Source organism: Rathayibacter sp. AY1F3 (assembly GCF_002931975.1).
Lineage (GTDB): Bacteria > Actinomycetota > Actinomycetes > Actinomycetales > Microbacteriaceae > Rathayibacter.
Genome location: NZ_PSVF01000014.1, coordinates 14,972 through 40,337 on the forward strand (window position 1 = coordinate 14,972; position 25,366 = coordinate 40,337).

Consider the following 25,366-nt stretch of genomic DNA (forward strand, 5'->3'; position numbering starts at 1 on the left):
GACGCGCAGGCGCGCCCCGGAACGGCCGGGACGCGCCTGCGAGCGTGCCGCGCTACTCCTGGATGAAGGCCAGCAGGTCGGGGTTGATGACGTCGGCGTGGACGGTCAGCATGCCGTGCGGGTAGCCCTCGTAGATCTTGAGCGTCGAGTTCTGCAGCAGCTCGTGCTGCTTGAGCGCGGCGTCCTTGTAGGGGACGACCTGGTCGTCGTCGCCCTGGGTGACGAGGACGGGGACGGTGATCGCCTTCAGGTCCTCGGTCTGGTCCGTCTCCGAGAAGGCCTTGATGCCCTCGTAGTGCGCGAGCGCGGATCCGGTCATGCCCTGGCGCCACCAGTTGTCGACCACGGGCTGCGAGAGCTCGACGCCCTCGCGGTTGAAGCCGTAGAAGGGCCCGGAGGCCACGGCCTGGTAGAACTCGGCGCGGTTCGCCGCGAGAGCGTCGCGGAAGCCGTCGAACACCGAGATCGGCGTGCCCTCGGGGTTCGCCTCGGTCTGCACCATCAGCGGCGGGACCGACGAGACGAGGACGGCCTTGGCCACGCGACCCTGGGGCTCGCCGTACTTCGCGACGTAGCGCGCGACCTGACCGCCTCCGGTGGAGTGGCCGATGTGGATCGCGTTCCGCAGGTCGAGGTGCTCGACGACCGCGTTCACGTCGCTGGCGTAGTGGTCCATGTCGTGTCCGGTGCCGACCTGGGTCGAGCGTCCGTGCCCGCGGCGGTCGGTCGCGATGACGCGGTAGCCGTGCGCGTGGAAGAACAGCATCTGCGCGTCCCAGTCGTCGGACGACAGCGGCCAGCCGTGGTGGAAGACGATGGGCTGCGCGTCGGTGCTGCCCCAGTCCTTGTAGTAGATCTCGACGTCGTCGTCCGTGGTCACAAACGGCATCTTCGAACCTCCGTGCTCGTGTCGATCCCGAGCCCGGCCCGGGTCGTGTCCAAGGTGGTGCCTCCCCGGATGAGGGTGGGGAGCGGCTCCACGATAGGGGCGTGGGAGCGCTCCCTGAAGAGCGCGGGGAGATGTTCCGACGATCGTCCAGACCTGGTCGCCCGGGCGGTGCCGGGGCCGCCGGCCGCGCTCGCCGAGTGGGGTCGGATGACTCGTGACCCGCACCGCGGACGCTGACAGGATCGCGGCGGACGCGCCCTCCCGCGGCGCGCGGATCGGAGGTCGCGATGCCCACGACGACGCCCACGACGTCGGCCCTGCCGACGCCCCTGACGACGACGCTCCGGCCGGCGGTGCTCCGGTGACCGTCGAGGACCGCGTCCCGATCGAGCCGCAGGCGGTCGTCGCTCCGCTCAGCCGGTCCGCCGTCTTCCTCTCGCTCGACATCGTCGGCGGGCAGGACGCCGCGGACCGCGTGCGGGACGTCGTCGCCGACGTGGGCGGGATCCTCCGCGCGGTCGGCTTCCGCGACCTGGGCCTGCGCCTCTCCTGCCTGGTCGGGATCGGGAGCGACGCGTGGGACCGCTTCGGCGGGGAGGGGCGCCCCGCGCAGCTGCACCCGTTCCGGGAGGTGGTCGGCGCGGCGCACACGGCCGTCTCGACGCAGACCGACCCCCTGTTCCACATCCGGGCGGAGCGCGACGACGCCTGCTTCGAGTTCGAGCGACTCCTGCTCGACGCGCTCGGCGAGGACGTCGTCGTCCGCGACGAGGTGGTCGGCTTCCGCTACTTCGACAACCGCGACCTGCTGGGCTTCGTCGACGGCACCGAGAACCCGACCGGGGAGGCGCTGCCCCGCGTCGCGCTGATCGGCGCGGAGGACGCGGCGTTCGCGGGCGGCAGCTACCTGGTCGTGCAGAAGTACCTGCACGACCTGACGGCCTGGCACGCGCTCACCACCGAGCAGCAGGAGCGGGTCATCGGCCGGAGCAAGGCCGACAACGTCGAGCGCGAGGACGATCCGGCGCAGCTCTCGCACAAGGGGCTCGCGACCGTGGTCGACGCCGGCGGGACCGAGCACGACATCCTCCGCGACAACATGCCCTTCGGCCGGCCCGGCAGGGGCGAGTTCGGCACGTACTTCCTCGGCCTGGCCGCCGACCTGTCGGTGATCGAGACGATGCTGACGCGGATGTTCGTCGGCGTGCCCGCGGGCCGGCACGACCGCCTCCTCGACTTCTCGACCGCGACGACCGGCGGGGTCTACTTCGTGCCCTCGCGGGACGTGCTCGAGGGCCTGGGCGGCTGAGCGCGGCCGGTCGTCGGGGGCGGATCGAGTCGGATGACCGTGGTGCCGCCCGGGCCGGAGCGGTGGGATCGGAGCAGCGCAGGCGCGCAGGACGATCAGCAGGGAGAACGCCGTGGAACCCGACGACAGCACCGCTCCGCACCACGAGACCCCCGGTTTCGGAGACCCGGACCTCCCCCAGGAGGGGATCGTGAACACCGAGAGCGATCCCTCGGCGAACACGATGACCGGCCCGCAGAACCGCGTCCTGGAGGGACTGTTCCCGAACCAGATCGCCGCGCCCGCGACGGATATCAGCACGCAGCCGTTCTTCTGGTCCTCCTTCAACATCTCGCCGCGGCGGGTGCAGCGGGGAGGCTGGGCGCGCGAGCTCACGCAGGCCGACTTCGCGATCTCGAACGAGATCGCCGGCGTGAACATGTACCTCGAGGCCGGCGGGATCCGCGAGCTGCACTGGCACCAGAGCGCCGAGTGGGCGCTGATGACCAAGGGGAACTGCCGCATCACCACGCTCAGCCGCACCGGCCGGCCCAGCGTCGACGACGTGCAGGAGGGGGACCTCTGGTACTTCCCGCCCGGCCTGCCGCACTCCCTGCAGGGCCTCGGCCCGGACGGGGCGGAGTTCGTGCTCGCGTTCGACGACGGCGAGCAGTCCGAGAGCAACACGCTCCTGCTCACCGACTGGTTCGCGCACACGCCGCCGGACGTGCTGGCGAAGAACTTCGGCGTCGCGCAGGAGGTCTTCCGCGACATCCCGCTGCACGACCTCTGGATCTTCCCGGGCGACGTGCCCGGCGACCTCCAGGCCGACCGGGCCGCGGCCGGGGTGCAGGACGGCGACGAGGCGGTGATCTTCCGGCTCTCCCGCTCGGAACCCGTCTACCAGAACAGCGGAGGCCGGATCCAGATCGCCGACAGCACGAACTTCCCGGCCTCGCGCACGGTCTCGGCCGCGCTGACGACCGTCGAGCCCGGCTCGATGCGCGAGCTGCACTGGCACCCCAACGCCGACGAGTGGCAGTACTACCTCCGCGGATCCGCTCGGATGACCGTCTTCAACACTGGCCCGCACGCCAACACGACCGACTTCCACGCCGGAGACGTGGGCGTCGTGCGCCGCAACTTCGGCCACTACGTGGAGAACACCGGCGACGACACGCTGGTCTACATCGAGACCTTCAAGAGCTCCCGCTACGAGGAGGTGTCGCTCGCCCAGTGGCTGAGCCACCTGCCGCCGTCGCTGGTCGCGCAGCACCTGAACATCCCGGAGGAGGTGCTGGCGACCTTCCCGCCCGGGACGCAGGGGATCACTCCGCTGCGCTGAGGGAGGGACGCGCGGAGGGGACGGGGACATGGCGGAGGATCACGCGGCGGCGCTCCTGCCGTGGGCGGGGAGGGCGGCGGTGCTGCTGGACCGGCACCTGCGGGTGCTGGCCGCGACTCCGCTCGCGCGGGCGCTCTCGCCCGCCTTCGCCCCGGGAGTGAGCATCGCCCGCTTCACCTTCCTGGACTCGTCCGAGGTCGAGGACCTGCCCTGCTGGGGGTCCGCGGCCGATCAGGTCGCGGCGATGCTCCGCGACTCGCTCGAGCGGCACCGGGGGGACCGGGAGTTCCTGACGGTCGTCGGGGAGCTCTCGGCGAGGAGCCCGCGGTTCGCGGACTCGTGGGCGGCCGGGGCGGAGGCCGACGCACGCGGGTCGGTCGTGTTCCTCGACACCGCGGTCGGCTCCGTTCCGATGGACTACCGGCTGGTCCGGGACGGCGCGCGCCTCCTGCTCCTGTTCGAGGCGGGTGACGCGGCGAGTCGAGACGCGCTCGCTCGGCTCGCCGCCGCTGATCAGGCGCCGGCCGGGGCGGCCAGCGCGGTGCCCGCCTCCGGAGCGGGCCGCAGCGAGGCGAGGACGTCGACGGCCGCGGCCGCCGGAGTCCCCGCTGCCGCGAGGTAGGTCACGACGTACCGGCCCGGAGCGCCGGCGAGCTCCAGGGTCTGCATCTCGAGGTCGAGCCAGCCGAACGGCTCGACGTGGACGCGGATCCACCGGTGGGTGAAGGGGCGGACCTGGTACTCGGCCCAGATCGACCGGAACAGCGGATTCTCGACCGAGCACTCGCCGACGATCTCGTGCAGCCGCGGATCGTCGGGGTCGCTGTAGAACCGCAGCGCGGCGATCAGCTCGCGGAAGACCTGGCCCCACGCCTGCAGCTGGTCCGGCGGGTCGCCGTTCGCCACGGCGCGCACGTAGCCGCGGGAGGTGGAGAGCAGCATGTTGGCGCCGGGCACGCCCTTGTCGGGGGCGAGACGGCTCATCAGGTCGTTCGCGCCGAGGACGTCGAGGTTGCGGTCGAACGCGTACGCCGGGGTCCTCGGCCAGTGGGCGAGCAGCGACTCCACGCCCTGGCCCGGCGGAGGGGAGTCGGGATCGCGCGGGCCGGGGCGCAGCCGGGCCAGCCGGAAGAGGTAGGCGCGCTCGAACTCGTCGAAGGCGAGCGCCTCGGCGAGGGCGTTCAGCACCTGGTCGGACGGGGCGACCGCGTGCCCCTGCTCGACGCGGAGGTAGTAGTCGCGGCTGATCCGGGCGCGGTCGGCGACCTCCTCGCGGCGCAGGCCCGGCACCCGCCGCCGGGTGCCCGCGGTCGGCACGCCGACCTGCTCCGGCCGCAGCGCCGCCCGGCGAGCGCGGAGGAACTCCGCGAGGGGGCTGCGAGAGCTCATCGTGCGACTCCATCGGATCACCCGCCGGGTCGAGCGGCGGTCGTGCGGGGGTGGGGCCGTACCGGTCGTCCGGTGGGACACAGAGTACCGTCGGGCGCCCGCGGGGCCCACTGCCCTCCTGTGCCTCCTGCCCGGCGCCGACCGGGAGACGGGCGCTCGGGACGGTTCGACAGAGGGTGCGCTCCGGAGGGTTCCGACAGAGGGAGGAGAGCGCGGCCGCGCCCGGCGGTCAGCATGGGGTCCTCGGAACCCGTCCCTCAGGAGTCGCGATGACGATCAGTGCACTCTCCTCGCCGCCCGCGCACCCGAGCGCCCCCGAGGACGTGGTGGTCCGGATGCTGAGCTCGGCGTCGCCCGCGCGGGAGCGGCTCCTGGTGGTCGAGGGCGGGATCGGCTCGGGCCGGACGCACATGCTGCGCTCCGCCGCGGCCACCGCTCGCGCCGCCGGCTGCGAGGTCGTGGAGGTGCGGCCGGACCGGGGCGACGCCGTGATCGGCGCGTCCTCGCTCGCACTGTTCGCCACGCTGATCGGCCGTCTGCAGCGGGTGCGCGACTCCTCCGCCTCGCCCTGCGATCCCGGCTTCCTGATCGTCGTCGACGACTGGGAGCGGTTCGACGTCGCCGCCCGCGAGACCCTCCAGGCCCTGGTGACCCGGCTGGTGGACGAGGTCGGTGCCGCCTGCCTCCTCGCCACCGGCGACCGTCGCGTCCTCGCCGGCTGGGAGGGCCTCCGGCACCGTCGCACCGAGCCCCTCGACGCGGAGGCGGCCCGCGGCTTCCTGCGCGCCCACGGCGGCCGGCGGCCGCTCGCCGTCGAGGCGCGCCTGCTGCGGGTCGCGGAGGGGAATCCGCTGCTCCTCGACGTCCTCGGGCTGGCCTGGGCCGACGAGGACGCTCCCTCGCCCTTCCCGGTCTACCCACGGCTCGAGCAGGCCGAGACCCGGGTGCTCGATCTGCTGGCTCCGCTGTCGGAGCCGAGCCGGGAGGCGCTCCTGGTCGCCGCGGTGGCGGGCGCCGAGTTCCCGGAGAGCATCGGGTCGGCCCTCGGAGACGGGGACCGCGCCCTGGTGCAGGCGGGGATCCTGACGGCGGGCGGCCGTGCGTTCCGCGACCCGGTGGTCCGAGCGGTGGTGCTCTCGACGGCGACGTCCCGAGCGCTGGGGGCGGCACGGAGGCGGCTCGCCGAGCGCCCGGAGTCGGCCCCGCACCTCCGCCTCCTGCTCGCGGCGGACGACGCCGCCGGGCCGGAGGAGCGGGCACGGCTGCTGAGGGACGCGGCGGAGGAGCGACTCCGCGCGGGTCGGCCGCAGGAGGCGCTGCTCCTCCTCGCCGAGGCGCGGTCGAGTGCGCGCGGTGCTGCTCTGCGGGACGAGCTCGAGACGCGCGCGGCTGCCGTCGCGGCCTTCACCGGCGACGCGGCGGCCCTCGAGCGGGTGGTCGAGCGCTCGCGGGAGGACGGCGGGGTTCCCGGGGCCGGCGTCGAGGCGGCGCGGCCGGCCGATGCGCTGCTCCGCACGGGGGACGTGGGCGGGGTCCGCCGCGCGGCGCTCCGGGGGCTCGGCGCTCGGGTGGGGCGTGGGGGCTCGGGAGTCGGTGGTGCCTCGCTCGCCGGCGGTGCCTCGTCTGTCGGTGGTGCCTCTCCTGTCGGTGGTGCCTCTCCTGTCGGTGGTGCCTCTCCAGTCGGCGGTGTCGCTCCCGCCGAGACCGGCGCCTCCCGCGACGACGCCGGCAGCCTCTCCGCCGACCGCGCCGCCCCTCACGACGACGCCGCCGACCTTCTGGCGACCGTCCTCCACCTCGCCTGCACGCTCCGCGGCGATCCCGCGTGGTGGCAGGAGGCGCTCGCCGTCGGCGAGGAGTACCCCCTCGATCCCGTCCTGCGCCTGGTGGAGGCCTGCGTGCGGCCGGTCCCGGACGAGGAGTGGGAGGGACGCCTGCGGCTCGCCGAGGACTCCGTGGTCACGGGCGACCCGTGGAAGACGGTCGCGCTGCACCTCGCCTGGTCGCTGCTCGAGGTCTCGGACGAGCGCCGCGACCGCCTCGCCGGGCTCCTCGACGGCGGGGAGGAGGCGGACGGCCTGCCCGGCGCCCTCGCCCTCCTCCGCCGCGGCACCACCGCCCTCGACCGCGGTCGCCTCGACGACGCCTCGGCCGACCTCGATCGCGCCGCCGCCCGCGCCGACGACCTGCCCGCCGTGCGCGCGCTGGTCGACGCGACTCGAGCCCGGATCCACGCCGTGCAGGGCGACCGTGCACGCACCCTCGAGTGCGCCGAGCGCGCGACGGCCTGGGCGCTGCGGCACGGAGCGGCGTCGGTCGCGCGCACCGCCGATCACGCCCTGTGCTCGCTCGACCTCGGCGGAGGCCGCTTCGAGGAGGCGCACGCCCGCTCCTCCTTCCGCGCCGGCGGCGACCCGCTGGAGCTCCTCGACGCCGCCGAGGCCGCCTCGCGCCTCCGCCTGCCCGAGCACTGCGCCGAGCTGGCGGCGGCCGCGGCAGCGCTCGCCGAGCGGCCCCTCGCTCCCCGCGGGCGGATGCTCGCCCGCGCGGCGACCGCGGTCCTCGATCCGACCGGCGGCGCGGGCGCCCTCTTCGAGCGCTCCCTCGACCCGGCCTCCGAGGAGTGGCCGTTCGAGCGGGCGCGCGTCCAGCTCTGCCACGGCGAGTGGCTGCGCCGCCGGATGCGCCCGCTGGAGGCGCGCACCCGGTTCCGCCAGGCCGCTGCGGGGTTCGCCGCGGTAGGAGCCGAGCTCTGGCTCGCCCGCGCCCAGCACGAGTTGCGGGCGGCGGGCGGAGCGGGGGAGGCGCCGGTCGCCGCCGACCTCAGCGAGCAGGAGCGGCGCGTGGTCTCCCTGGCCGCCGCGGGCCTGTCGAACAAGCAGATCGCCCAGCAGCTCTTCGTCTCGCCCCGCACCGTCAGCGGGCACCTGTACCGGATCTTCCCCAAGCTCGGGGTGACCTCGCGGGCCGGGCTCCGCGACGCGCTCCTCAGCCTCGAGGACGCCCGGAGCGCGTGACGGAGCCGCAGGATCGAGTCATCCGACCTGGTGCCTGCCGCCACGGGAGGCGCATGCTGAGCGCATGACGTCGCAGCAGATGATCGACCCCTCCGTCCCGCCGAGCGGCCCCGGCTGCGTCGAGTGCGAGCAGTCCGGCTCGTGGTGGCTGCACCTGCGCCGCTGCGCGCTCTGCGGGCACATCGGCTGCTGCGACGACTCGCTTAACCGCCACGCGACGGCCCACTACCACTCGACGGGCCACGCAGTCATCCGCAGCTTCGAGCCCGGCGAGGACTGGTTCTGGGACTACCGGACCGACGACTACGCCGACGGCCCCGCACTGGCCGACCCGCAGAGCCACCCGGCGAGCCAGACCACCCCGGGGCCGAAGGACCGCGTGCCGCGCGACTGGCAGTACCTCCTCGCCGAGCGGGCCGAGCGGGGTTGAGCCGCGCGCCTTCGCGAGAGCGCAGGACTTTCGCGAGAGTCCAGGAGTTGTCGCACTCGGCATCGACTGCGACAACTCCTGGACAGTCGCCGGCCGCCGGCTCCCTGCGCACGTCCGCAGGCGGCGTGCATCCAGAAGTCGCCGTGCTCGCGACCGACCACGGCGACTTCTGGATGCTCGCGGCGGCCCGCCGAGGAGCGATCGCCACGAGAGTCCAGGAGTTGTCGCACTGGGCGTCGAGTGCGACAACTCTCGAGCAGTCGCGGCCGTCGGAGCCGCCGACACCCAACGCTTGTCCACAGGCGGCGAGTAGCCAGGAGTTGTCGCACTTGCGACCGACTACGGCGACTTCTGGATGTTCGCGGCGGCCCGCCGGGGAGAGAGCGCCACGAGAGTCCAGGAGTTGTCGCACTGGGCGTCGAGTGCGACAACTCTTGAGCAGTCGTGGGAGCAGGCCGACGCACACCGACCAGCCGGCGGCCGACGCGGCGCCTGAAGTGCGCCCGTCAGCTCAGGACGCCGCCCGCCGGCCGGACTCCGCCCCGTCACCCCCTCTCGACCCCGTCCAGCGCTTCCGCCTCGGCGATCCGCAGCCGCATCTGCCGGTAGCGGTGGAACTGGTACACCCCGTGCAGCACCGCGAGAACGACCGCGGCCGCCATCCCGCACGCGATCGCGGGGACCTCGTCCGCGCCGCTCTGCGTCAGCGCGAGCGCGACTCCGGCGCCCGCCACGATCGAGTTGACCACCGCGATCGCCGAGGACATCGTGAAGAAGATGCCCCGCCAGCTCTGCCGCCGGCCGATCTCGAGCAGCTCGTTCGGCGCGTGTCGGCCGCGCGGCACCGCGAAGTAGGCGCCCGCGCCCGGCAGCAGGGTCCCGTAATAGCGGCGGATGCGCTGGATGGCCGTCAGCGCGGCGATGTCCTCCATCGAGGTCTGCACCAGCCGCTCGTAGGTGAACACCCCCAGCAGCACGACGACCGGGATGATCACCGCGAGGAACCCCATCGCGTACCGGGTCGGGGCGAGGAAGCCGAAGGCCACGAGCGAGCTGGAGAGCATCGTCAGGTAGAGAGAGGCGCGGCTGCTCGACTCCGTCACGGTGATCCCGCGCGCCGACTCCAGGACGAAGTGCTCGGTCAGCAGGGCGTTGAGGAACGCGGCCGGCCGGTCGGGGAGCGACGCGGCGGAGACGGCGGCCTCGGGCAGCGCGGGCGTGCGGGGAGGGTCCTCCTCGTCGAGGCGGTCGCCCGGCTCCGGATTCACGACCGTACCTCTCGCGGGGCCGCCCCGCGGCGTCCGCTCTTCGAGTCATCCGACTCGCGCACCGGCTCCACCCGCGCGCCTACCGTCGGACGCGACGCCGAGCACCGCCACCGGGACGCGTGCGCAGACACCGAAGGGCCGTTCATGACCGACACCCGCCACCTCCACTCGAACCAGCGAGACACCCTCGAGCGGCTGCTCGAGGACTCGCCGAGCCACAACGTCCTCTGGGCGGACGTGCTGACGCTGCTCGAGGCCGTCGGCACCGTCCACGAGAAGCACGACGGCGCCTTCTCGGTGACGGTCGGCTCGACGACCGAGACCCTCCACCGGCCGCACCACAAGGACGTGGACGAGCAGCAGCTCGTCGACCTGCGCCGCCTGCTCCGCGGAGCGGGGTACGGCGCATGAGCGCCGGGACGCCCGCCGACCTCACCGGGTCGGCCGCCGAGCGCCTCCGCCGGCTGGACGCGCTCGACGCGGGTGCGCTGACCGAGGAGTGGCTGCTGCGCCAGCTGCGACTCGCGCTCGGGGATCTCGCCGCGCTCGAGCCGGCCGCCGAGGCCGAGCAGGAGCGGCGCGAGGACTTCTGATGCGGCGGGCGGCCGTCCGGGGTGCACGCGGCCGGCACCCGGACGGCCGCCGGCCCGCATCCCGCAGCGCCGCCCCGCTCCGCCGCTCATCGCCCGGCCGCCGCGCTGCGGGCGCGCAGCAGCACGCCGGCCGTCGCGGTCGCCGCCAGCACCAGCGCAGCGAACACGGTCAGCACGGTCGTCGCGGCGACGAGGTTCAGCGCCGCTCCCGCCGCCAGCGCGGGGACCGCGAGCCCCGTGTAGGCGACCAGGAACACCACCGCCAGGGTCTCGCCCCGGCGGGCCGGATCCGCGAGCGCGACCGCTGTGCCGATCGACCCCTTGAAGAGCAGCCCCACCCCGAAGCCCGAGACGACGGCGCCAGCGAGGAACACCCCCAGCTGCGGAGCGATCGCTCCGGCCGCGACCGCCGCCAGCCCGACCGCGCAGCCCGCCACCGCGATCGAGAGCTGCAGGCGCGTCCCCACCTTCACGAGCAGCAGCTGGCCGAGGGCCGCGGAGGCGAACACGGCGAAGGACGTCGCTCCGGCCAGCAGGTGGTCGCGCACCTGGAAGGTCTGCACCAGGAACGTCGGTGCGAGCGAGGTGAAGAGGCCGAGGACGGAGAAGGCCGAGAACGCTCCGAACGCCGCGAGCAGGAACGCCCGGCGCGCGTCCGCCGGCACCGAGAGCCGCTGCGGCCGGTAGGGGGGCGCCGTCTCCGGCACGTCGACCGTCTCGGGCACGAGGAGCAGCGCCAGGCCCGCCACGAGCAGCGCGACCAGGAACACCTGGTGCGGCAGGAGGAGCGGATCGGGCAGGAACTCGGCGAAGACCCCTCCGAGCAGCGGGCCCAGCGAGAGTCCGCCGAGGTTCACCGCGCCCGAGATCGACGCGGCGACGATCGTGTTCTCGTCGGGCCGGGCGCGGGCGCGCAGCTCGCCGAGGTGGGCGGTCGCGGTGGCGGTGAGCATCCCGATGCTGACGCCGTTGACGAAGCGGGCGACGATCAGCCCCGGCACCTCCGTCGTCAGCGAGAAGAGCACGGCCGAGATCGCCGAGACGAGCACCGCGATCAGCAGCACCCGGCGACGGCCGAGCCAGTCGCTGACGTGACCGGCGAGGTACAGGCTCACGATCACTCCGACCGCGTAGGCGGCGAAGACGACGGTGATCACGAACGGCGGGAAGCCGTCGAGCTGCTGGTAGAGCGGGTAGAGGGGTGTCGGCACCGTCGAGTACGCCATCACGAGCAGGAAGGTCGCGGCGACGATCCAGAAGCCGACGCCGTGGCGCACCGTCGGCAGTCGGCGGCTCACGAGGTCTCCTGCAGGTGGCGGTGGGCGAAGGTGACGGCCATCGCGCCCTCGCCGACGGCGGAGGCGACGCGCTTGACCGAGCTGCGGCGCACGTCCCCTGCGGCGAAGGAGCCGGGGACGCTGGTCTCGAGGTAGAACGGCGCCCGCTCGAGCGGCCAGTCGGGAGCGGCGTGGTCGCCGACGAGGTCAGGTCCCGTCACGAGGTAGCCGCCGGAGTCGCGGACGATCGCGGTCTCCGCCGCCCACGTGGTGTCCGGCTCGCCGCCGATGCAGACGAAGAGGTGGGAGGTGGCCAGCGCCCCGTGCGCGCCGGTCGCCGAGTTCTCGACCTCGATCGACTCGAGGGCGTCGGCGCCGTGCAGGCGGGTGACGCGCGAGTCGAGCAGGATCGTCACGTTCGGCTGCCGGACGACGCGCTCCGCGAGGTAGGAGGAGAGGCTGTCGGCCAGATCCGGGCCGCGGACCAGCATGGTCACGTGCCGCGCGTGCGCCGAGAGGTTCATCACGGCCTGCCCGGCCGAGTTGCCGCCTCCGACGACCACGACGTCCTCGCCCTCGCAGAGCGGCGCCTCGCTCGTGCCGGCGCCGTAGTAGAGGCCGACGCCGAGCAGCTCGTCCTCGCGCTCGAGGCCGAGCCGGCGCCACTGGATGCCCGTGGCGCAGATGTTGGTGCGGGCAACGACGGTCGTCCCGTCGGCGAGCAGCGCGTGGATCCGGTCGTCGGCGAAGCGCCCGCGGATCCCCTCGCGCATCCGCAGCAGCTCGGCGCCGAACGAGACGGCCTGCTGCCGCGCGCGCTCGGCCAGATCGGCTCCCGCGATCCCGTGCGGGAAGCCGAGGTAGTTCTCGATCAGGCTGCTCGAGCCGGCCTGCCCGCCGATCGCCGAGCGCTCGAGGACCACGACCTTCAGCCCCTCCGAGGCGGCGTACACGGCGGCCGAGAGCCCGGCCGGACCGGCTCCGTAGATGGAGAGGTCGTACTCCGCGAGCCGCGGCGAGCCGACCCAGCCGAGCCGGGCCGCGACCTCGGCGAGCGTCGGATCGGAGGCGCGGCTGCCGTCCGGGAACACCACGAGGGGGAGTGACGCGGTGGCGAGCGGGTGCCCGGCGACGGCGAGGCACTGCTCGTCCGTGTCGATCGGCGTCCACGAGAACGAGACGACGCTGCGCGAGAGCAGGTCGCGGATCTCCCACGCGTCGCGGCTCTCGCGCCGCCCGTAGAGGCGGACCTGCGGGAGGTCCCCGGGCACGGTCACGAGGCCCGCCGCCGCTCGAGCCCGTCGCGGAACTTCATCAGCTTGAGGCAGAGGTGCAGTGTGCTGCGGGCGAGGCCGTCGTCGAGCGCCTCCCGGACCGCCTCGGGCAGGTTGTCGAGGCGGTAGTAGAGCGTGGTGCGGTGGATGTGGAGGAGCCCGCACGCCTCCCGCACACTGCCGCGCACGTCGAGGTAGGCCTCGACCGTCCGTCGCTGCACCTCGTCGCCCCGCTCGAGCAGCGTCGCCGCGGCCGGCGAGAGCATGGCGAGCTGCGAGCTGTCCGCCCCGATCGAGGCGAGGAGCACCCAGGCCCCGAGCTCGGCGATGTCGGCCCGGCCGCGGCCGTCGGGCAGGGAGCCGACGATGGTCGCCGCGAGGGCGGCCCGCTCGGCGGTCGGGAGGAGGTCGTCGTCGCGGACGTCGAAGCGCGCCGAGCCGATCGCGTCGACGGCCGTGCCGCGGCCGCGCGCCTCCGCCCGCAGGACGTCGTCCGCCTCCGCGGCGGCCTCGGGCGCCTCCACGCTCACGAAGAACAGCACGCCCTCCTGGTCGCCGAGGAACGTCAGGCCGGAGGCGGCGCTCGCGTCGATCCGCCGCGCCAGCGCCGTCCGCTGCAGGGAGCCGGTCGGGCCGGTCAGCCGCACCGCGCGGACCACGGTCTGGGCGTCCCGGCGCAGCCAGCGGCGCTCGACCGCCTCGGCGAAGGAGGCGCGCCGGGTGCCACCGTCGGCCGCCAGGAGCGCCGCGAGGACGTCCGCGCGCCGGGAGCTGCCGCCCGCCCGCGTCGAGGGGCCGAGGAGGCGGCGGATCGCTCCGACGGCCGCGTCGATGAGCGAGTACTCGGCCGGAGTGAGCGGCGCGGGCCGCTCCCGGGGGAGGAGGAGGGTCGCGAGCCGGCCCCGCGGATCCTGGACGGGGAACACGCCGTCGTGAGGCGCCTCCTCGCGCGCGCGCGTCGCGGCCAGCACCCGGCTCGAGGCGTCCTCGATCGTCACCGGGCGGTCGAGAGCCTGGGCGAGCTCGTCGGCGAGGTCCTGCAGAGTCATCGGCGGGGATCCGTGTGGGGGGCCATGCCGTGATCCTCGCGGAGGGAGCCCTCCCGAAGCGTGGCCCTTCCAGGCCCACCTTGCGCGTCGGAGCTCTCCGGCGGATCGGCCCGCTCTCGTCGATCCCCTGTCGTCGCAGGGTCGATCGTCCGCGCGACAGTGCGATGCAGGACGAGATCCTCGACCGGTGCAGCGAGCGGGTCGCCTCCGGCGGAAGCGCGGCGTCCGCGGAGGAGAGCGGACGAGCGCCGGCCTCCGGACCCCGCCTTCACCGCTCCGATCGGCGTCACTGTCGAGCGCGACCTGTGGTCGTGCGTCGAGGTGGCCGGCGTGCGCTGCCTCCGGATGCCGTGCGTACCGCTGAGAAGCCGCATATCTCGGCGGATCGGGCCGGTGCCGCCGCGCCACCGGTGCGAGCATGACCGTAGGAGGCCTGGATGCGTGAATCAGTGATCGTCGTCGAGGACGACGTCGAGATGGGCGAGCTCATCAGGCGCGGTCTCACCGGCGACGGCTACGACGTCGCCCTGTTCTCGAACGGGGTCGACGCGCTGAACGCGGCGCGAGAGGCTGACTACGCCGCCGCCGTCCTCGACGTGATGCTCCCCGGCATGAGCGGCTTCGAGATCTGCAGGCACCTGCGCGCGACCGGCGCCACGCTCCCGGTGATCATGCTGACGGCCCGCGACGCGCTGCAGGACCGCGTCTTCGGGCTCGATGCAGGCGCCGATGACTACCTCGCGAAGCCGTTCCACTTCGAGGAGCTGTCCGCTCGCCTCCGGGCGATGATCCGCAGGGAGCACCTCACGAACCGGGTACCGGTCGTGCTCGGGAACCTGCGCGTGGATCCGTACGCGCACGCCGCGTTCGTCGACGACTCCATGCTGCCGCTGAGCCCGAAGGAGTTCGGGGTGCTGCGCGCGCTCGCGGTGCGTGCGGGGGAGTTCATGCCGCGGGAGGAGATCCTGCTGGAGGTGTGGGGGTCGGCGGAGTTCGTCGACCACAACATCGCGGAGCAGTACATCAGCTACCTCCGCCGCAAGCTCAGCGCCGGCGGCGCGTCGGTCGAGATCGTCACCCGGCGGGGCGCGGGCTACCGCCTCGGGGTGAAGCCGTGAGGTGGCGGTCGCTGTCGATCCGGGTGCGGATCACGGTGTCGAGCCTGCTCGTCGCGATGCTGTTCTTCGGGATCGTCGCGATCATCGTCCGTGAGCAGCTCGATCACATCCTCGACGAGTCCACCATCGAGCTCGTCCGCTCCGGAGCCTCGCAGGCGCTGATCGAGGAGAGCCGCGACACCGCTGAGGCGGTCGTCGGCGGTGTCAGCACCACACTGCTGATCGCCCTGGCGATCCTGTTCGTCGCGTTCGCCGCCACGTCATGGGCCCTGGTCGGCCTCGCGCTGCGCCCCGTGGGGCGGATGCGCGCCATCGCCGACCGGCTGCGCCACGGCCGCTCCACGGAGCTGCTCCCCGTCGGGCCGGCCCGTGACGAGCTCTCCGACCTCGCCGCGACGCTCAACGCGCTGATCGAGGACCTGCGGGAGTCGGCGGACCGGGAGCGGCGGCTCGTCGCCGACGCGAGCCACGAGCTGCGCACCCCGCTCGCCGCACTGCGCACCCGCCTCGAGCTCGCCGAGCGGGTCCGCGACGACCCGGCAGCGCTGTACGCCGATGTCGTCGACGCGCGCCGCTCGGTCGATCGCCTCCAGTCCCTGACCGACGGGCTGCTGATCCTGTCGAGGATCGACGCCGGCGCGGTGGTCGGCGACGGCACGTCGACGGCTCTGCGCGCGGAGGTCGCCGACAGCGTCGACCGCGCCAGGATGCTCGCCCGCGACCGGGACCTCGCCATCGACTTCGTCGCCCCCGCCTCGACCGTCGCCGCCCGCTACCCGATCTCCCCGACCGACTTCGGCCGGATCCTGGACAACCTGCTCGCGAACGCCGTGACCGCGACGCCCGACGGCGGCAGCGTCACCGCGACCCTCGTCGAGCGCGCCGAGGAGATCGTCCTCTCCGTGGACGACGACGGCCCGGGCGTCCCCGACGCGTTCCTCGCGGTCGCGACCGACCGGTTCACCCGCCCGGACGCCGCCCGCTCCCGTGAGGGCGGCGCCGGCCTGGGGCTCGCGATCGTCGCCGGGCTCAGCCGGTCCGCCGGCGGTGAGCTCACGATCCGCAACCTCGTACCGCGCGGGCTCGGCGTGGAGGTCCGCCTCCCCGTGACGCGCCCCGACCTCACCCCTCGCAAGGAGAACCGATGATCGACCCTCAATCCCTGCTCGACGGCGCCGGACCCTGGGCGATCGCCCTGGTCTGCCTGATCGCGTTCGTCGAGACGGGCCTGCTGATCGGGTTCTTCCTCCCCGGCGACACCCTGCTCTTCTTCACCGGCGTCTTCGTCGCCACCGGCGTGATCGGCCTCCCGGTGCCGCTGGTGATCCTGATGGTCGCCGTGTCCGCGTTCCTGGGCGATCAGCTCGGGTTCGTCATCGGCCGCGAGACCGGCCCGCGCATCTTCGAGCGCAAGGACAGCGGCCTGTTCAGCCGCTCGAGCGTCGCCCGCACCCAGTCGTTCTTCGACCGGTTCGGCGGCTGGGCGGTCACGATCGCCCGCTTCGTCCCGGTCGTGCGAACCTTCGCCCCGGTCGCCGCGGGCGTCGGGAAGATGCGCTACGCCCACTTCGTCGGCTTCAACGCCCTCGGCGCGGCCGTCTGGTCCACCGGCGTCATCCTCCTCGGCTTCTTCCTGGGACAGATCCCCGGCGTCGCGGACTTCGTCGGGAAGTACATCGACATCGTCCTCGTCGGCATCGTCGTCATCAGCCTCGCCGGCATCGCTCTGACCTACTGGCGGCAGAGGAACCGCGCCCGACGCGACGCCTGACCGCGGACATCAGAGAGTCGGCGCCGCGACGGCTCCGCGCGGCCTGCGGCCGACCGCGATCACGGCGACCAGCAGCAGGAAGACCACCAGGGCTCCGAGAGTGACCGGGCCGGTGCCCAGGCCGAGGCCGCTGGTGCTCACGGGGTCCGCGAGCCAGTCGCACACGGACGCTCCGAGCGGTCGGGTGACGACGTAGGCGGACCAGAACGCGAGGACCGCGTTCCTCCCCGTGAACCGGTGCGCGAGGGCCGGCACCGCGATGATCACCGCGAACAGGACGGCGGAGGGCAGGTAGCCGAACCCGAGAGTCGACGCGGTCAGATCACCGGCCGCCGTGCCGAGCGCGAACGTCCCCGAGACGGCCAGCCAGTAGAACAGGGCCCGGCGAGGCGTCGTGATCGAGTGGATCGACAGCGTCCGCTCCACCCGCCACCAGAGGGCGAAGACCACGGCGAGGGCGAGCGCGAAACCGAGCGTGGAGACGAGGTACGGGACCCCGGCGACCACGTGCAGCACGTCGGCGGCCATCGTGCCGAAGACGCTCACCATCAGCACCGCCAACCAGTACACCCACGGGATGTACCGGCGCACCGCGAACTGCAGCGCCAGCGCGGCGAGGAACGCGAATCCGGTCGCGCCGACCACGATCACGGGGTCGAACGCGGTCGCGAGGAAGTCCGACGCCGTCTCGCCCATCCCGGTCGTCAGCACCTTGAGGATCCAGAACAGCGCCGTCGCCTCCGGGACCGTGGAGGAGGCGTAGTGGCCGGCGAGGACACCGCCGCGGAGCGAGGATCGGCGCGGGGCGAGAAGGTGCGTCATCCCGTCATGCTCGAGCAGCGGGTGGACCCGCATCCTGTGCTCTTCGCCGGGGCCGTTGAAGATGCACACAGCGACCCGGTTTCCGGCCGAGCAGGGCCGTCGCGATCCTTACTCTCGGAAGCGCTCGCGGGATCCGCCGCGGCTCCCCTCCGACCGGAACGGACCCGATGGACATCCTCCAGGCGATCATCCTCGGCATCATCGAGGGACTGACCGAGTTCCTCCCGGTCTCCAGCACCGGGCACCTCACCATCGCCGAGAAGCTGATGGGCCTCCGTGTCGACGACGCCGGGGTGACCGCGTTCACCGCGATCATCCAGATCGGCGCGATCGCCGCCGTGCTCCTCTACTTCCGGAAGGACATCGCCGAGCTCGCCGTCGCGTGGTTCGTCGGGCTGCGCCACCCGTCGCAGCGCACGCGGACGAACTACCGGATCGCCTGGTACGTCATCCTCGGATCGATCCCCATCGGGGTCATCGGGTTCCTCGGCAAGGACCTCATCAGCGGAGGCCTGCGAAATCTGTGGGTCGTCGTCGCCGCCCTTCTCGGCTGGAGCATCGTGATGCTCGTCGCCGAACGCGTCGGCACCCAGACCAAGGACCGTCGCGCGATCACCCGGAAGGACGCGGTCATCATCGGCCTCGTGCAGTGCATCGCACTGATCCCCGGCGTCTCCCGGTCCGGAGCGACCATCAGCGGTGGGCTGTTCCGGGGGCTGGACCGGGTGACGGCGACGAAGTTCGCGTTCTACCTCTCCATCCCCGCGCTCACCGCCGCCGGTGCCTACGAAGCGGCGACCGCCGCGTCCGATGTCAGCGTGAGCGTCGGCTGGATTCCGACCCTCGTCGCGACCCTCGTCTCCTTCGTTGTCGCGTACGCATCGATCGCGTGGCTGCTGCGCTACGTCGCCGGCCACGGCTTCGGCGTCTTCGTCGGCTACCGCGTCGCCCTGGCCCTCGTCGTGTCCGGGCTCCTGCTCACCGGAACGATCGCGGCGAGCTGACCCGATTGCCCGGCGCCCTCCCGCCGGACACACTGGACGGCGACCGACGCTCGTCCATCACTTCCTCGAAGGGGCACCCTGTGCAGTGGAATCTCGAAGTCGTCCCCGTCAGCGTCGAGGACGTCGACCGGGCGAAAGCGTTCTACGCCGACCAGGTCGGGTTCCACCTCGACCTCGACGTGCGGATCAGCGACGAGATGCGCATCGTGCAGCTCACCCCGCCCGGCTCGCACAGCAGCATCCAGCTCAAGACCGGCACCACCCGGCTCGAAGGGCTGCAGCTCGTCGTCGACGACATCGACTCAGCCCGCGCCGAGCTCGCCGAGCGCGGGGTGGACGTCAGCCCGGTGACGCACTTCGAGGACGGAGTCCGCCTCGAGGGCCGCGGCGGGGAGTGGAACTCGTTCGTCTTCTTCACCGACCTCGACGGCAACACCTGGGTCATCCAGGAACGCCCATCGACCAGCTGACCCCGGCGGCCGTGGCCGCGGCGGTCGCGATCTGCGCGGCAGTCTCCGTGGCCGCACTCCGCGCGTTCGGAGTCGTCTCGTTCGCGCGACCGGCGCTGGCGATCCTCCGTGGGGCTGTTCAGCTCGGAGTGCTCGCGGTGATCCTCTCGGGAGTCATCGCGGACCTCCGCTGGGTCCTGCTCTTCCTGGCCGTCATGTTCGGTACCGCGGTGCTCACGGCGTCCGCCCGCCTCGGCCGCACCCGGCGCACGGTCCTCGCGGTCACCGCGGCGATGACGGCCGGAGTCGCCCTCAGCGCCGGGATCGTCTTCGGGCTCGGAGCCGTCCCGTTCACCGGCCGCTACGTCCTCGCGGTCGGCGGGATCCTCCTCGGCGGCGCGATGACCGTCGCGACCGTCACCGGCCGAGCCCTGGCGATCACGCTCGCCGACCGCTGGGAGCAGGTCGAGGGCTGGCTGGCTCTCGGCGCCCGGCCCCGGCAGGCGACGATCGGCCTGGCGCGGGAGGCGGCCTGGACCGGCCTGGTGCCGCTGACCGACCAGACCAGGACGACAGGTCTCGTCGTCCTGCCCGGCGCGTTCATCGGCGCCGTCTTCGGCGGACTCTCGCCTGTGGCGGCGGGCGTCTTCCAGATCGTCGTGCTCGCGGGCCTGATCGCGTCCGGGTCGATCGTCGCCGTCGTCCTCCTGACGATCCTCCGCGGCGCCGTCGCGAAGCCTCGACCCTGACGAGGCGTCAGCTGAGGGCCCGCCGTCGGGCGATCCGGCGCCAGAGGGGCGGCGGTGACGCCACGCGCTCGGTGTGCAGCCGGACCGCGAGCGGCGCCCAGACGATCAGGGCAACGCCGGCGCCCAGGAGCAGTCCGCCGACGGTGTCGGAGATCCAGTGCGCCCCGAGGTAGGTGCGGCTGAGCATCATCGCCACCGTGTACACGGCGCCGGCGATGCGGACCCACCAGAGCGGGAAGACGACAGCGAGGACCACCGCGGTCGTGGCGGCGTTCGCGCTGTGGCCGGAGGGGAACGAGCCGAAGTCGGCGTTCACGAGTATCTCCAGCGGCCTGGGACGACCGATCGCGTTCTTGAGGATCTGCACCAGCAGCCCGCCGAGCGGCGCGGCGATCGCGAAGTACGTCGCCGCCCAGCGTCCGCGCCGGATCAGCAGCGCCACGAAGACGATGAGAGGGATCACGATCGTGCCGAGGATCCCGCCTCCGAGGCTGTTCATCACCAGCGACGGCACGAGCCAGAACGTGGACCGGTGCTCGATGATCTCGTTCATCCAGGCGGTGTCGAATCCGAACGGCTTGTCGTGCTCGCGGTAGAAGATCAGCGCGGCCAGGAGGACGGTGAGCAGCACCGCGAGGCCGGCCGAGATCAGCGGCCAGCGTCGCGCTGCCCGGTAGGCGATCTCACCGTCCGATAGGGGATCCCGGTTCGGCATCAGTGTCGTCCTCGTCTCTCGACGCGGAGCGCGCCGGAGGAGTCCACGCTACGAACGTGCGTCCACCTGCGGCAGAGGATTCTCCTGCAACTGTTGTGAAAGCACAGAACCTCAGCCCATCGGCTCGGTACTGACCTGGTCGAACCGCGGTGCTTCGGGTCGTTGTGAGCACACACAACGCAGTACGGCGCATCCCGAGCCGCCGCCCACGTCCCGACTGAGACTCTGCGGGCATGGACATCTCAACGACGACATCCCGCGCCTCGGGCCGGCGGCTGCTCAGCAAGGTCCCCGAGGTCACCATCTGGTTCTGGATCATCAAGATCCTCTGCACCACGGTCGGTGAGAGCTTCGCCGACTGGATCAACATGGTCCTCGGCGTCGGCCTCATCGCGACCGCCGTGATCTTCATCGTGGTCACCGCGGTGGTGCTCGCCATCCAGATGCGGCTGCGACGCTACGTCCCCTCCGCGTACTGGCTGACCGTCGTCGTGATGAGCGTCACCGGCACCCTGCTCACCGACATCCTCACCGACCAGCTCGGCGTGCCTCTCTGGGCCAGCTCCCTCGTCTTCTCCGTGCTGCTCGTGATCGTGTTCGGCGTCTGGTACTCGAAGGAGCGCACCCTCTCGATCCACAGCATCGACACCACCCCGCGGGAGGCGTTCTACTGGCTCACCGTCCTGGTCACCTTCGCGCTCGGCACCGCCCTCGGCGACTGGACTCTCGAGCTCACCGGCTGGGGCCCCGGCGTCTCGATCCTCCTGCCCCTCGCCCTGATCGCGATCGTCACCGGCCTCTGGCGCTACGGCGCGAACCCGGTCCTCGCGTTCTGGATCGCCTACATCCTCACCCGCCCCCTCGGCGCAAATATCGGCGACTGGCTCGGCCTGTCCCCCGACGAGCAGGGCCTCGGGCTCGGCACCTTCGTCACCAGCATCATCTTCCTGCTCGCGATCCTCGCCACCGTCGTCTACCTCTCCCTCAGCAAGGCCGATGTCGACAAAGGCGCATCCGAGCACCACACCCCGCCCGTCGCCCGCGAACGCCGTTCACTCGTCGCCTTCGCGGTCCTCGCCGTCGCCGTCGTCGGGCTGCTCGCCTTCACCAACAGCCAGCCGCACACCACCCCAGCACCCGAAGGCGCAGCCCCGGCCTGCGATGCGTCGGGAACGCTGTCCGCAGCTGACGCGAAGGCATCCGTTCAGACCGACTTCCCCTCCGCCGACGTGCAGAACTTCCAGACGATCACCGCCGACACCCTCGCCCTCGTCACCAGCGGCGACCAGGCCGGCGCGAAAGCCCGCGCCACCGACCTCGAGACCGCCTGGGACGACGCGGAGCCCGCACTGAGCGCCGCGAACTGCCAGACGTGGACCTACGTCGACCAGCAGATCGACCCCGTCCTCTCCTCCGTCCGCGCCGGAAGCCCCGACCCGGTCGCAGAGAAGACGAGCATCCAGGACCTGCTGACCACCCTCGCCGGACGCTGACATGATGCGCTGCGCACCGGAACGCCTCCTCAACCGAAAGCGTGACTCACGATGACCGACTGGCAGATCAACGGCCTCCCCCTCCACCCCCTCCTCGTCCACGTCGTCGTCGTCCTGCTCCCCCTCGCCGCCCTGATGCTCATCCTCGGCAGCGTCTGGCCGGCCGCCCGCCGACGCCTGGGCGTGATCACTCCGATCACCGCCCTCGTCGCCCTTCTCGGAGTCCCGCTCGCCACTCAGGCCGGCGAAGCGCTCGAACGGCAGGTCGACCCCTCCGCAGCACTCGAACGCCACGCCGAGCTCGGCGATCACCTGCTGCCCTGGGCTGCCGGACTGTTCGTCCTCTGCGTGGCGCACTGGCTCTGGTTCCGGACGCGCGGGAGGAACTCCGCCGACACGAGGGGACGGAGCGCCCGCTCGGTCCCCTCGCTGATCCTCGCCGCCGTCGCGATCGTCGTCGCAGTGGGAGCGACTGCGAACGTCGTCCAGATCGGCGACACCGGAGCGCAGGCGGTCTGGTCCACTTCCGAGGACAGCTCGACGCCGGCTCCTGCATCCGGGAGGTGAGCGCCGCGAGACGACGACGCCGAACTGCGGCGGCCGCGGAGCTGAGGCCTCCGGCCGGCCCCGATGCGCGTGCGGATGGTTGACTCGATGGATGCGGAATCGAGTCCTGTTCGTCGTCGGGGTCACAGCGATGTTCGTCGCGCTGGTGCTGAGGCTGGTGTGGCCGGCCGGTGAGTTCGCCTCCGGCTTCTCGCTCGCCCTGCAGCTGAGCGGCATCCTGCTCCTCCTGGTCTACGGGGTGAAGCACTTCACGGGGCGGCCGCGCCGGAGCTGAGCGGCTCATCCCAATCGGGGGTGTAGAAGTTGGGGTCTGAAGCCGCCGGTCTCGAGCAGGCTTCGGGCGATGTAGTTGGTCAGGTTGCGGAACCCGAGTGCGGAGCCGCGCAGGTGTTCGAGCCGTCCGTTGAGCGCCTCGGTCGGCCCGTTGCTGGTGCCGGGTCGTTCGAAGTAGGCGAGCACGTCAGCGGCTCGCTTCTTCAGGGTCCGGCCCAGGGTGGTGAGCTCGGTGAGCACCTTGGGGACGCCGGCGCTGAGGTCGGTGATCAGCTTCTCCATGAGCTCGCGGCCACGTTGCCGGTCCTCGTGGCGATAGGCGGCGATCATGCGCTGGTAGACACCCCAGGTCGCCTCGACCTCGACGTGAGCGTCATCAACGAACAGCGCGCGTAGCCTGTCGCTCTGCTTGTCGGTGAGCAGGTCCGCGCCGGTGTGCAGACCGAGGCCGTCGAGTCGAGCGAAGGCGGTCAGGTCAGGGCGGCCGAAGCCGGCCGACGGGGTAGCGTCGGACACGTCGAGGTCTTTCGGACGGATGGCGTAGGAACCTCCGTCGTCGGGAGACCTCGACGTCTATCTGCGGACCGACGCGCCCGGCCGACCTACACCGTCATCTGAGAAGACCCCTGAAACGTCTTCGCCGACGACGGGGCCGGCGAGGAGGAGGGCGCGGTGAGCTAGAAGAATGGAGCTTGCTCGGCTTCGACGCCGCCGCAAGCTCCGGTGAAACGGTCGGTACTGGTCGGTCGTCGTCGGTCACCACCGGATGGCGGCGTCCTCCACGCTCGGCGTTTGCGCAGGTCAGCGGCTCGTTCGCCCAGTGGGCGCATCAAGCGATAGACGCAAAGCCGACGTGATTAGGTCGTCCGTTCGATTCCCACAGGCGGCTCCGGCGAACCGTTCTGGTGGTCGCGCGATGCGCTGGCCTCACGGCTCTGCCCGACACCGACGTCGCTCTCCTCTGCGACGGACCCCTCGCCGGCTGAGCGCTCGCGGCCGGCATCCTGTCCGTGTGCCGATAGGCCTCGCACCGCTCGGCAACGCAGCGTGGCGTTGCGTCGCGACCTGGCGACGGCTCGGCGGGGCGCGATCGTCTCGTGCGTTGGCGGACTACGGGAGCTTGGACGCGAGGACGTCGGCCGCCAGGATCTCGGGTGCTGCGCCGAGGAGGTGCTGGTTGGCCATCAGGGCTGCGACGATGGCGCCGTTGGCGTGGGCGTCGCGAGCGGCTTCGTCGGGGAATGCATCGAAGATCCAGAAGGTGTCGGCGTGGGTCCTGACCGCGAACCAGACAATCGTTCCTCCTTCTTCGTTGGCGAGTGCGACAGCGCCGGCGAGCAGATCGGCGACCGCGTCGTGCTGTCCATCGGCCGCGACGATCTTGGCGACGAAGGCATACGGAAGTGATGCGGGTGTGGACATGAGGGACTCTCCTTGACGTCGGGGTTCTTCGTGGGACGAGTTCAGCGTATGACGAGCGAGGGCCGGTGGGGAGTGGCGTATACGGCAGTATTGCTATTGTTTACGTCATGCGTATCGGACTGATCGCGATCGACGGCTGCTTCGGTTCGGCTATCGCGTCGATCATCGACATCGTGCGGGTGGCCGACCGAGCCCGCGGCGATGTCGACCCGCGGATCGACCCGATCGAACTCGCCATCCTCGGACCGAAACGGCGAGTGACCACGACGGCATCGATGACCCTGTCGGTGGACCACCCGCTGTCGGAGTCCGGAGAGTTCGACGTGGTCGTCGTCCCTGCGCTTGGAACCCTTACGGCCGCCGCTACCAACGACGTCCTCCAGAGCCGAGATGCTCGTTCGGTCATCGCCTCGCTCGGGCGCCTCGACGAGGCGACCACCCGGATCGCCGCGGCGTGCACCGGCGTGTTCGCTGTCGCCGAGACCGGACGGATGCATCATCGGAGGGCGACGACCAGCTGGTTCCTGGGGCCGGAGTTCCTGAAGCGCTATCCGACCGTCGCCCTCGATCTCGACACCATGGTCGTGGTCGACGGGAACCTCGTCACCGCCGGCGCCGCGTTCGCCCACATCGACCTCGCGCTCTCACTCGTGCGATCGATCAGCCCCGACCTGGCCCAACATGTCGCCAAGCTCCTCATCATCGACGAGCGTCCGTCTCAGGCGGCCTTCGTCGCCTACGAACATCTCCGGCACGAGGACCCGATCGTCTTCGAGTTCGAACGCTTCGTGCGCGCCCGCCTGGACGAACCGTTCAACGTCGCCTTCGTCGCGCAGTCGCTCGGCACCAGCCGGCGCACCCTCGAACGACGAGTCCGTGCGGCGCTCAACCTCACTCCGCTCGGCTTCGTCCAACGGCTTCGCATCGAACGAGCTCGGCACCTCTCAGCAACCACGGACTTCACCTCCGCCGAGATCGCGCTACGGGTCGGCTACGCGAATGCCGAGACTCTGCGCTCCCTCCTGCGCAGGGAGCGACGCCGTTCCTGACCTATCGCCATGCCTGTAGCCGGTGTCCTAGCGCTCGACTGGAACCACCTCTCAGCACGTCGCGTCGACGCTCCTGCGTCGCCCCTGGACGACCCACTCGACACGCCCGCAGCAC

General features: G+C 72.2%; 26 protein-coding genes and 1 pseudogene. 17 read left to right on the forward strand and 10 right to left on the reverse strand.

All coding sequences use genetic code 11. The annotated features are described in order from the left end of the window. Positions 1–52: 52 nt before the first annotated feature. A complete protein-coding gene (locus C5C39_RS09905; RefSeq protein ID WP_104224006.1) occupies positions 53–889 on the reverse strand; it encodes an alpha/beta fold hydrolase in 837 nt (278 codons plus the stop codon). A gap of 214 nt (positions 890–1,103) precedes the next feature. On the opposite strand from C5C39_RS09905, the gene C5C39_RS09910 reads away from it, so the two are divergent. The 3 genes from C5C39_RS09910 (at position 1,104) to C5C39_RS09920 (ending at position 4,144) form a co-directional block, all read left to right on the forward strand. Continuing rightward, a complete protein-coding gene (locus tag C5C39_RS09910; protein WP_308471210.1) occupies positions 1,104–2,198 on the forward strand; it encodes a Dyp-type peroxidase in 1,095 nt (364 codons plus the stop codon). Between the two features lie 112 nt (positions 2,199–2,310). Next, entirely contained in the window at positions 2,311–3,522 is a 1,212-nt protein-coding gene (locus C5C39_RS09915; RefSeq protein ID WP_258075814.1) for a cupin domain-containing protein, read from the forward strand. Positions 3,523–3,550: 28 nt separating this feature from the next. After that, on the forward strand, positions 3,551–4,144 hold the full coding sequence (locus tag C5C39_RS09920; RefSeq protein WP_104353285.1) for a hypothetical protein: 594 nt from the start codon (positions 3,551–3,553) through the stop codon (positions 4,142–4,144). Here the strand turns inward: C5C39_RS09920 and C5C39_RS09925 are convergent. Next, positions 4,036–4,911: a helix-turn-helix transcriptional regulator gene (locus C5C39_RS09925; protein WP_104353286.1), complete on the reverse strand. Its 876-nt coding sequence runs from the start codon at positions 4,909–4,911 to the stop codon at positions 4,036–4,038. The genes C5C39_RS09920 and C5C39_RS09925 overlap by 109 nt on opposite strands. Before the next feature lie 269 nt (positions 4,912–5,180). Here C5C39_RS09925 and C5C39_RS09930 point away from each other — a divergent pair, with 269 nt between their 5' ends. Beyond that, on the forward strand, positions 5,181–7,928 hold the full coding sequence (locus C5C39_RS09930; protein WP_104353287.1) for a LuxR C-terminal-related transcriptional regulator: 2,748 nt from the start codon (positions 5,181–5,183) through the stop codon (positions 7,926–7,928). A 64-nt stretch (positions 7,929–7,992) separates the two neighbouring features. Next, complete coding sequence (locus C5C39_RS09935) at positions 7,993–8,358, forward strand: UBP-type zinc finger domain-containing protein (RefSeq protein ID WP_104227372.1); 366 nt, start codon at positions 7,993–7,995, stop codon at positions 8,356–8,358. Between the two features lie 545 nt (positions 8,359–8,903). On the opposite strand, the gene C5C39_RS09940 is transcribed toward C5C39_RS09935, so the two are convergent. Continuing rightward, positions 8,904–9,626, reverse strand: a complete 723-nt coding sequence (locus C5C39_RS09940) for a hypothetical protein (RefSeq protein ID WP_104250450.1) — start codon at positions 9,624–9,626, stop codon at positions 8,904–8,906. 144 nt (positions 9,627–9,770) lie between these two features. Between C5C39_RS09940 and C5C39_RS09945 the strand changes: the two genes are divergently transcribed. Then, on the forward strand, positions 9,771–10,037 hold the full coding sequence (locus C5C39_RS09945; RefSeq protein ID WP_104257441.1) for a hypothetical protein: 267 nt from the start codon (positions 9,771–9,773) through the stop codon (positions 10,035–10,037). Further along, positions 10,034–10,219, forward strand: coding sequence for a hypothetical protein (locus C5C39_RS09950; protein WP_104224778.1), 186 nt, complete (start codon positions 10,034–10,036; stop codon positions 10,217–10,219). Before C5C39_RS09945 ends, C5C39_RS09950 begins: the two co-directional genes overlap by 4 nt. 86 nt (positions 10,220–10,305) lie before the next feature. On the opposite strand, the gene C5C39_RS09955 is transcribed toward C5C39_RS09950, so the two are convergent. From C5C39_RS09955 to C5C39_RS09965, 3 genes are read right to left on the reverse strand one after another with little or no spacing between them, the layout of a single operon-like run. Further along, positions 10,306–11,517: an MFS transporter gene (locus C5C39_RS09955; protein WP_258068753.1), complete on the reverse strand. Its 1,212-nt coding sequence runs from the start codon at positions 11,515–11,517 to the stop codon at positions 10,306–10,308. After that, complete coding sequence (locus C5C39_RS09960) at positions 11,514–12,773, reverse strand: NAD(P)/FAD-dependent oxidoreductase (protein ID WP_104353288.1); 1,260 nt, start codon at positions 12,771–12,773, stop codon at positions 11,514–11,516. The genes C5C39_RS09955 and C5C39_RS09960 overlap by 4 nt, the downstream gene beginning before the upstream one ends. Next, a complete protein-coding gene (locus C5C39_RS09965; protein ID WP_104274082.1) occupies positions 12,770–13,819 on the reverse strand; it encodes a helix-turn-helix domain-containing protein in 1,050 nt (349 codons plus the stop codon). Before C5C39_RS09965 ends, C5C39_RS09960 begins: the two co-directional genes overlap by 4 nt. A gap of 437 nt (positions 13,820–14,256) precedes the next feature. Here C5C39_RS09965 and C5C39_RS09970 point away from each other — a divergent pair, with 437 nt between their 5' ends. The 3 genes from C5C39_RS09970 to C5C39_RS09980 are packed head-to-tail and all read left to right on the forward strand — an operon-like array spanning position 14,257 to position 16,708. Beyond that, positions 14,257–14,937: a response regulator transcription factor gene (locus C5C39_RS09970; RefSeq protein WP_104255755.1), complete on the forward strand. Its 681-nt coding sequence runs from the start codon at positions 14,257–14,259 to the stop codon at positions 14,935–14,937. Continuing rightward, on the forward strand, positions 14,934–16,085 hold the full coding sequence (locus C5C39_RS09975; protein WP_146079265.1) for a cell wall metabolism sensor histidine kinase WalK: 1,152 nt from the start codon (positions 14,934–14,936) through the stop codon (positions 16,083–16,085). The genes C5C39_RS09970 and C5C39_RS09975 overlap by 4 nt, the downstream gene beginning before the upstream one ends. Then, complete coding sequence (locus C5C39_RS09980) at positions 16,082–16,708, forward strand: DedA family protein (protein WP_104353289.1); 627 nt, start codon at positions 16,082–16,084, stop codon at positions 16,706–16,708. Before C5C39_RS09975 ends, C5C39_RS09980 begins: the two co-directional genes overlap by 4 nt. A 9-nt stretch (positions 16,709–16,717) precedes the next feature. On the opposite strand, the gene C5C39_RS09985 is transcribed toward C5C39_RS09980, so the two are convergent. Next, on the reverse strand, positions 16,718–17,530 hold the full coding sequence (locus tag C5C39_RS09985; protein WP_104255757.1) for a hypothetical protein: 813 nt from the start codon (positions 17,528–17,530) through the stop codon (positions 16,718–16,720). 167 nt (positions 17,531–17,697) lie between these two features. Between C5C39_RS09985 and C5C39_RS09990 the strand changes: the two genes are divergently transcribed. The 3 genes from C5C39_RS09990 to C5C39_RS10000 all read left to right on the forward strand — a co-directional run bounded on the left by C5C39_RS09990 (position 17,698) and on the right by C5C39_RS10000 (position 19,732). Next, a complete protein-coding gene (locus C5C39_RS09990; protein WP_104353290.1) occupies positions 17,698–18,534 on the forward strand; it encodes an undecaprenyl-diphosphate phosphatase in 837 nt (278 codons plus the stop codon). Between the two features lie 80 nt (positions 18,535–18,614). Beyond that, positions 18,615–19,004, forward strand: coding sequence for a VOC family protein (locus C5C39_RS09995; protein ID WP_104274080.1), 390 nt, complete (start codon positions 18,615–18,617; stop codon positions 19,002–19,004). Between the two features lie 11 nt (positions 19,005–19,015). After that, entirely contained in the window at positions 19,016–19,732 is a 717-nt protein-coding gene (locus C5C39_RS10000; RefSeq protein ID WP_258060598.1) for an ABC transporter permease, read from the forward strand. A 7-nt stretch (positions 19,733–19,739) separates the two neighbouring features. Here the strand turns inward: C5C39_RS10000 and C5C39_RS10005 are convergent, their stop codons facing one another. Further along, positions 19,740–20,447, reverse strand: a complete 708-nt coding sequence (locus C5C39_RS10005) for a phosphatase PAP2 family protein (RefSeq protein ID WP_181067909.1) — start codon at positions 20,445–20,447, stop codon at positions 19,740–19,742. A 233-nt stretch (positions 20,448–20,680) separates the two neighbouring features. Between C5C39_RS10005 and C5C39_RS10010 the strand changes: the two genes are divergently transcribed. The 3 genes from C5C39_RS10010 to C5C39_RS10020 all read left to right on the forward strand — a co-directional run bounded on the left by C5C39_RS10010 (position 20,681) and on the right by C5C39_RS10020 (position 22,781). Next, positions 20,681–21,940 carry a hypothetical protein gene (locus tag C5C39_RS10010; protein ID WP_104353291.1) on the forward strand — a complete coding sequence of 420 codons (1,260 nt, stop codon included), beginning with the start codon at positions 20,681–20,683 and terminating at the stop codon, positions 21,938–21,940. A 51-nt stretch (positions 21,941–21,991) separates the two neighbouring features. After that, positions 21,992–22,507 (forward strand): DUF2231 domain-containing protein, encoded by a 516-nt coding sequence (locus tag C5C39_RS10015; RefSeq protein WP_104314232.1) that lies wholly within the window; start codon positions 21,992–21,994, stop codon positions 22,505–22,507. 91 nt (positions 22,508–22,598) lie between these two features. Next, entirely contained in the window at positions 22,599–22,781 is a 183-nt protein-coding gene (locus C5C39_RS10020) for a hypothetical protein (protein WP_104224784.1), read from the forward strand. Between the two features lie 5 nt (positions 22,782–22,786). Here the strand turns inward: C5C39_RS10020 and C5C39_RS10025 are convergent. Both C5C39_RS10025 and C5C39_RS10035 read right to left on the reverse strand, forming a co-directional pair. Further along, positions 22,787–23,221, reverse strand: a pseudogene (locus C5C39_RS10025) (transposase); the annotation flags it as partial. Between the two features lie 669 nt (positions 23,222–23,890). Next, the gene (locus C5C39_RS10035) at positions 23,891–24,202 is read right to left on the reverse strand and encodes a putative quinol monooxygenase (protein ID WP_104234129.1); all 312 of its coding nucleotides are present in this window, start codon (positions 24,200–24,202) and stop codon (positions 23,891–23,893) included. A 107-nt stretch (positions 24,203–24,309) separates the two neighbouring features. On the opposite strand from C5C39_RS10035, the gene C5C39_RS10040 reads away from it, so the two are divergent. Further along, positions 24,310–25,251: a GlxA family transcriptional regulator gene (locus C5C39_RS10040; RefSeq protein ID WP_104353292.1), complete on the forward strand. Its 942-nt coding sequence runs from the start codon at positions 24,310–24,312 to the stop codon at positions 25,249–25,251. Positions 25,252–25,366: the final 115 nt, after the last annotated feature.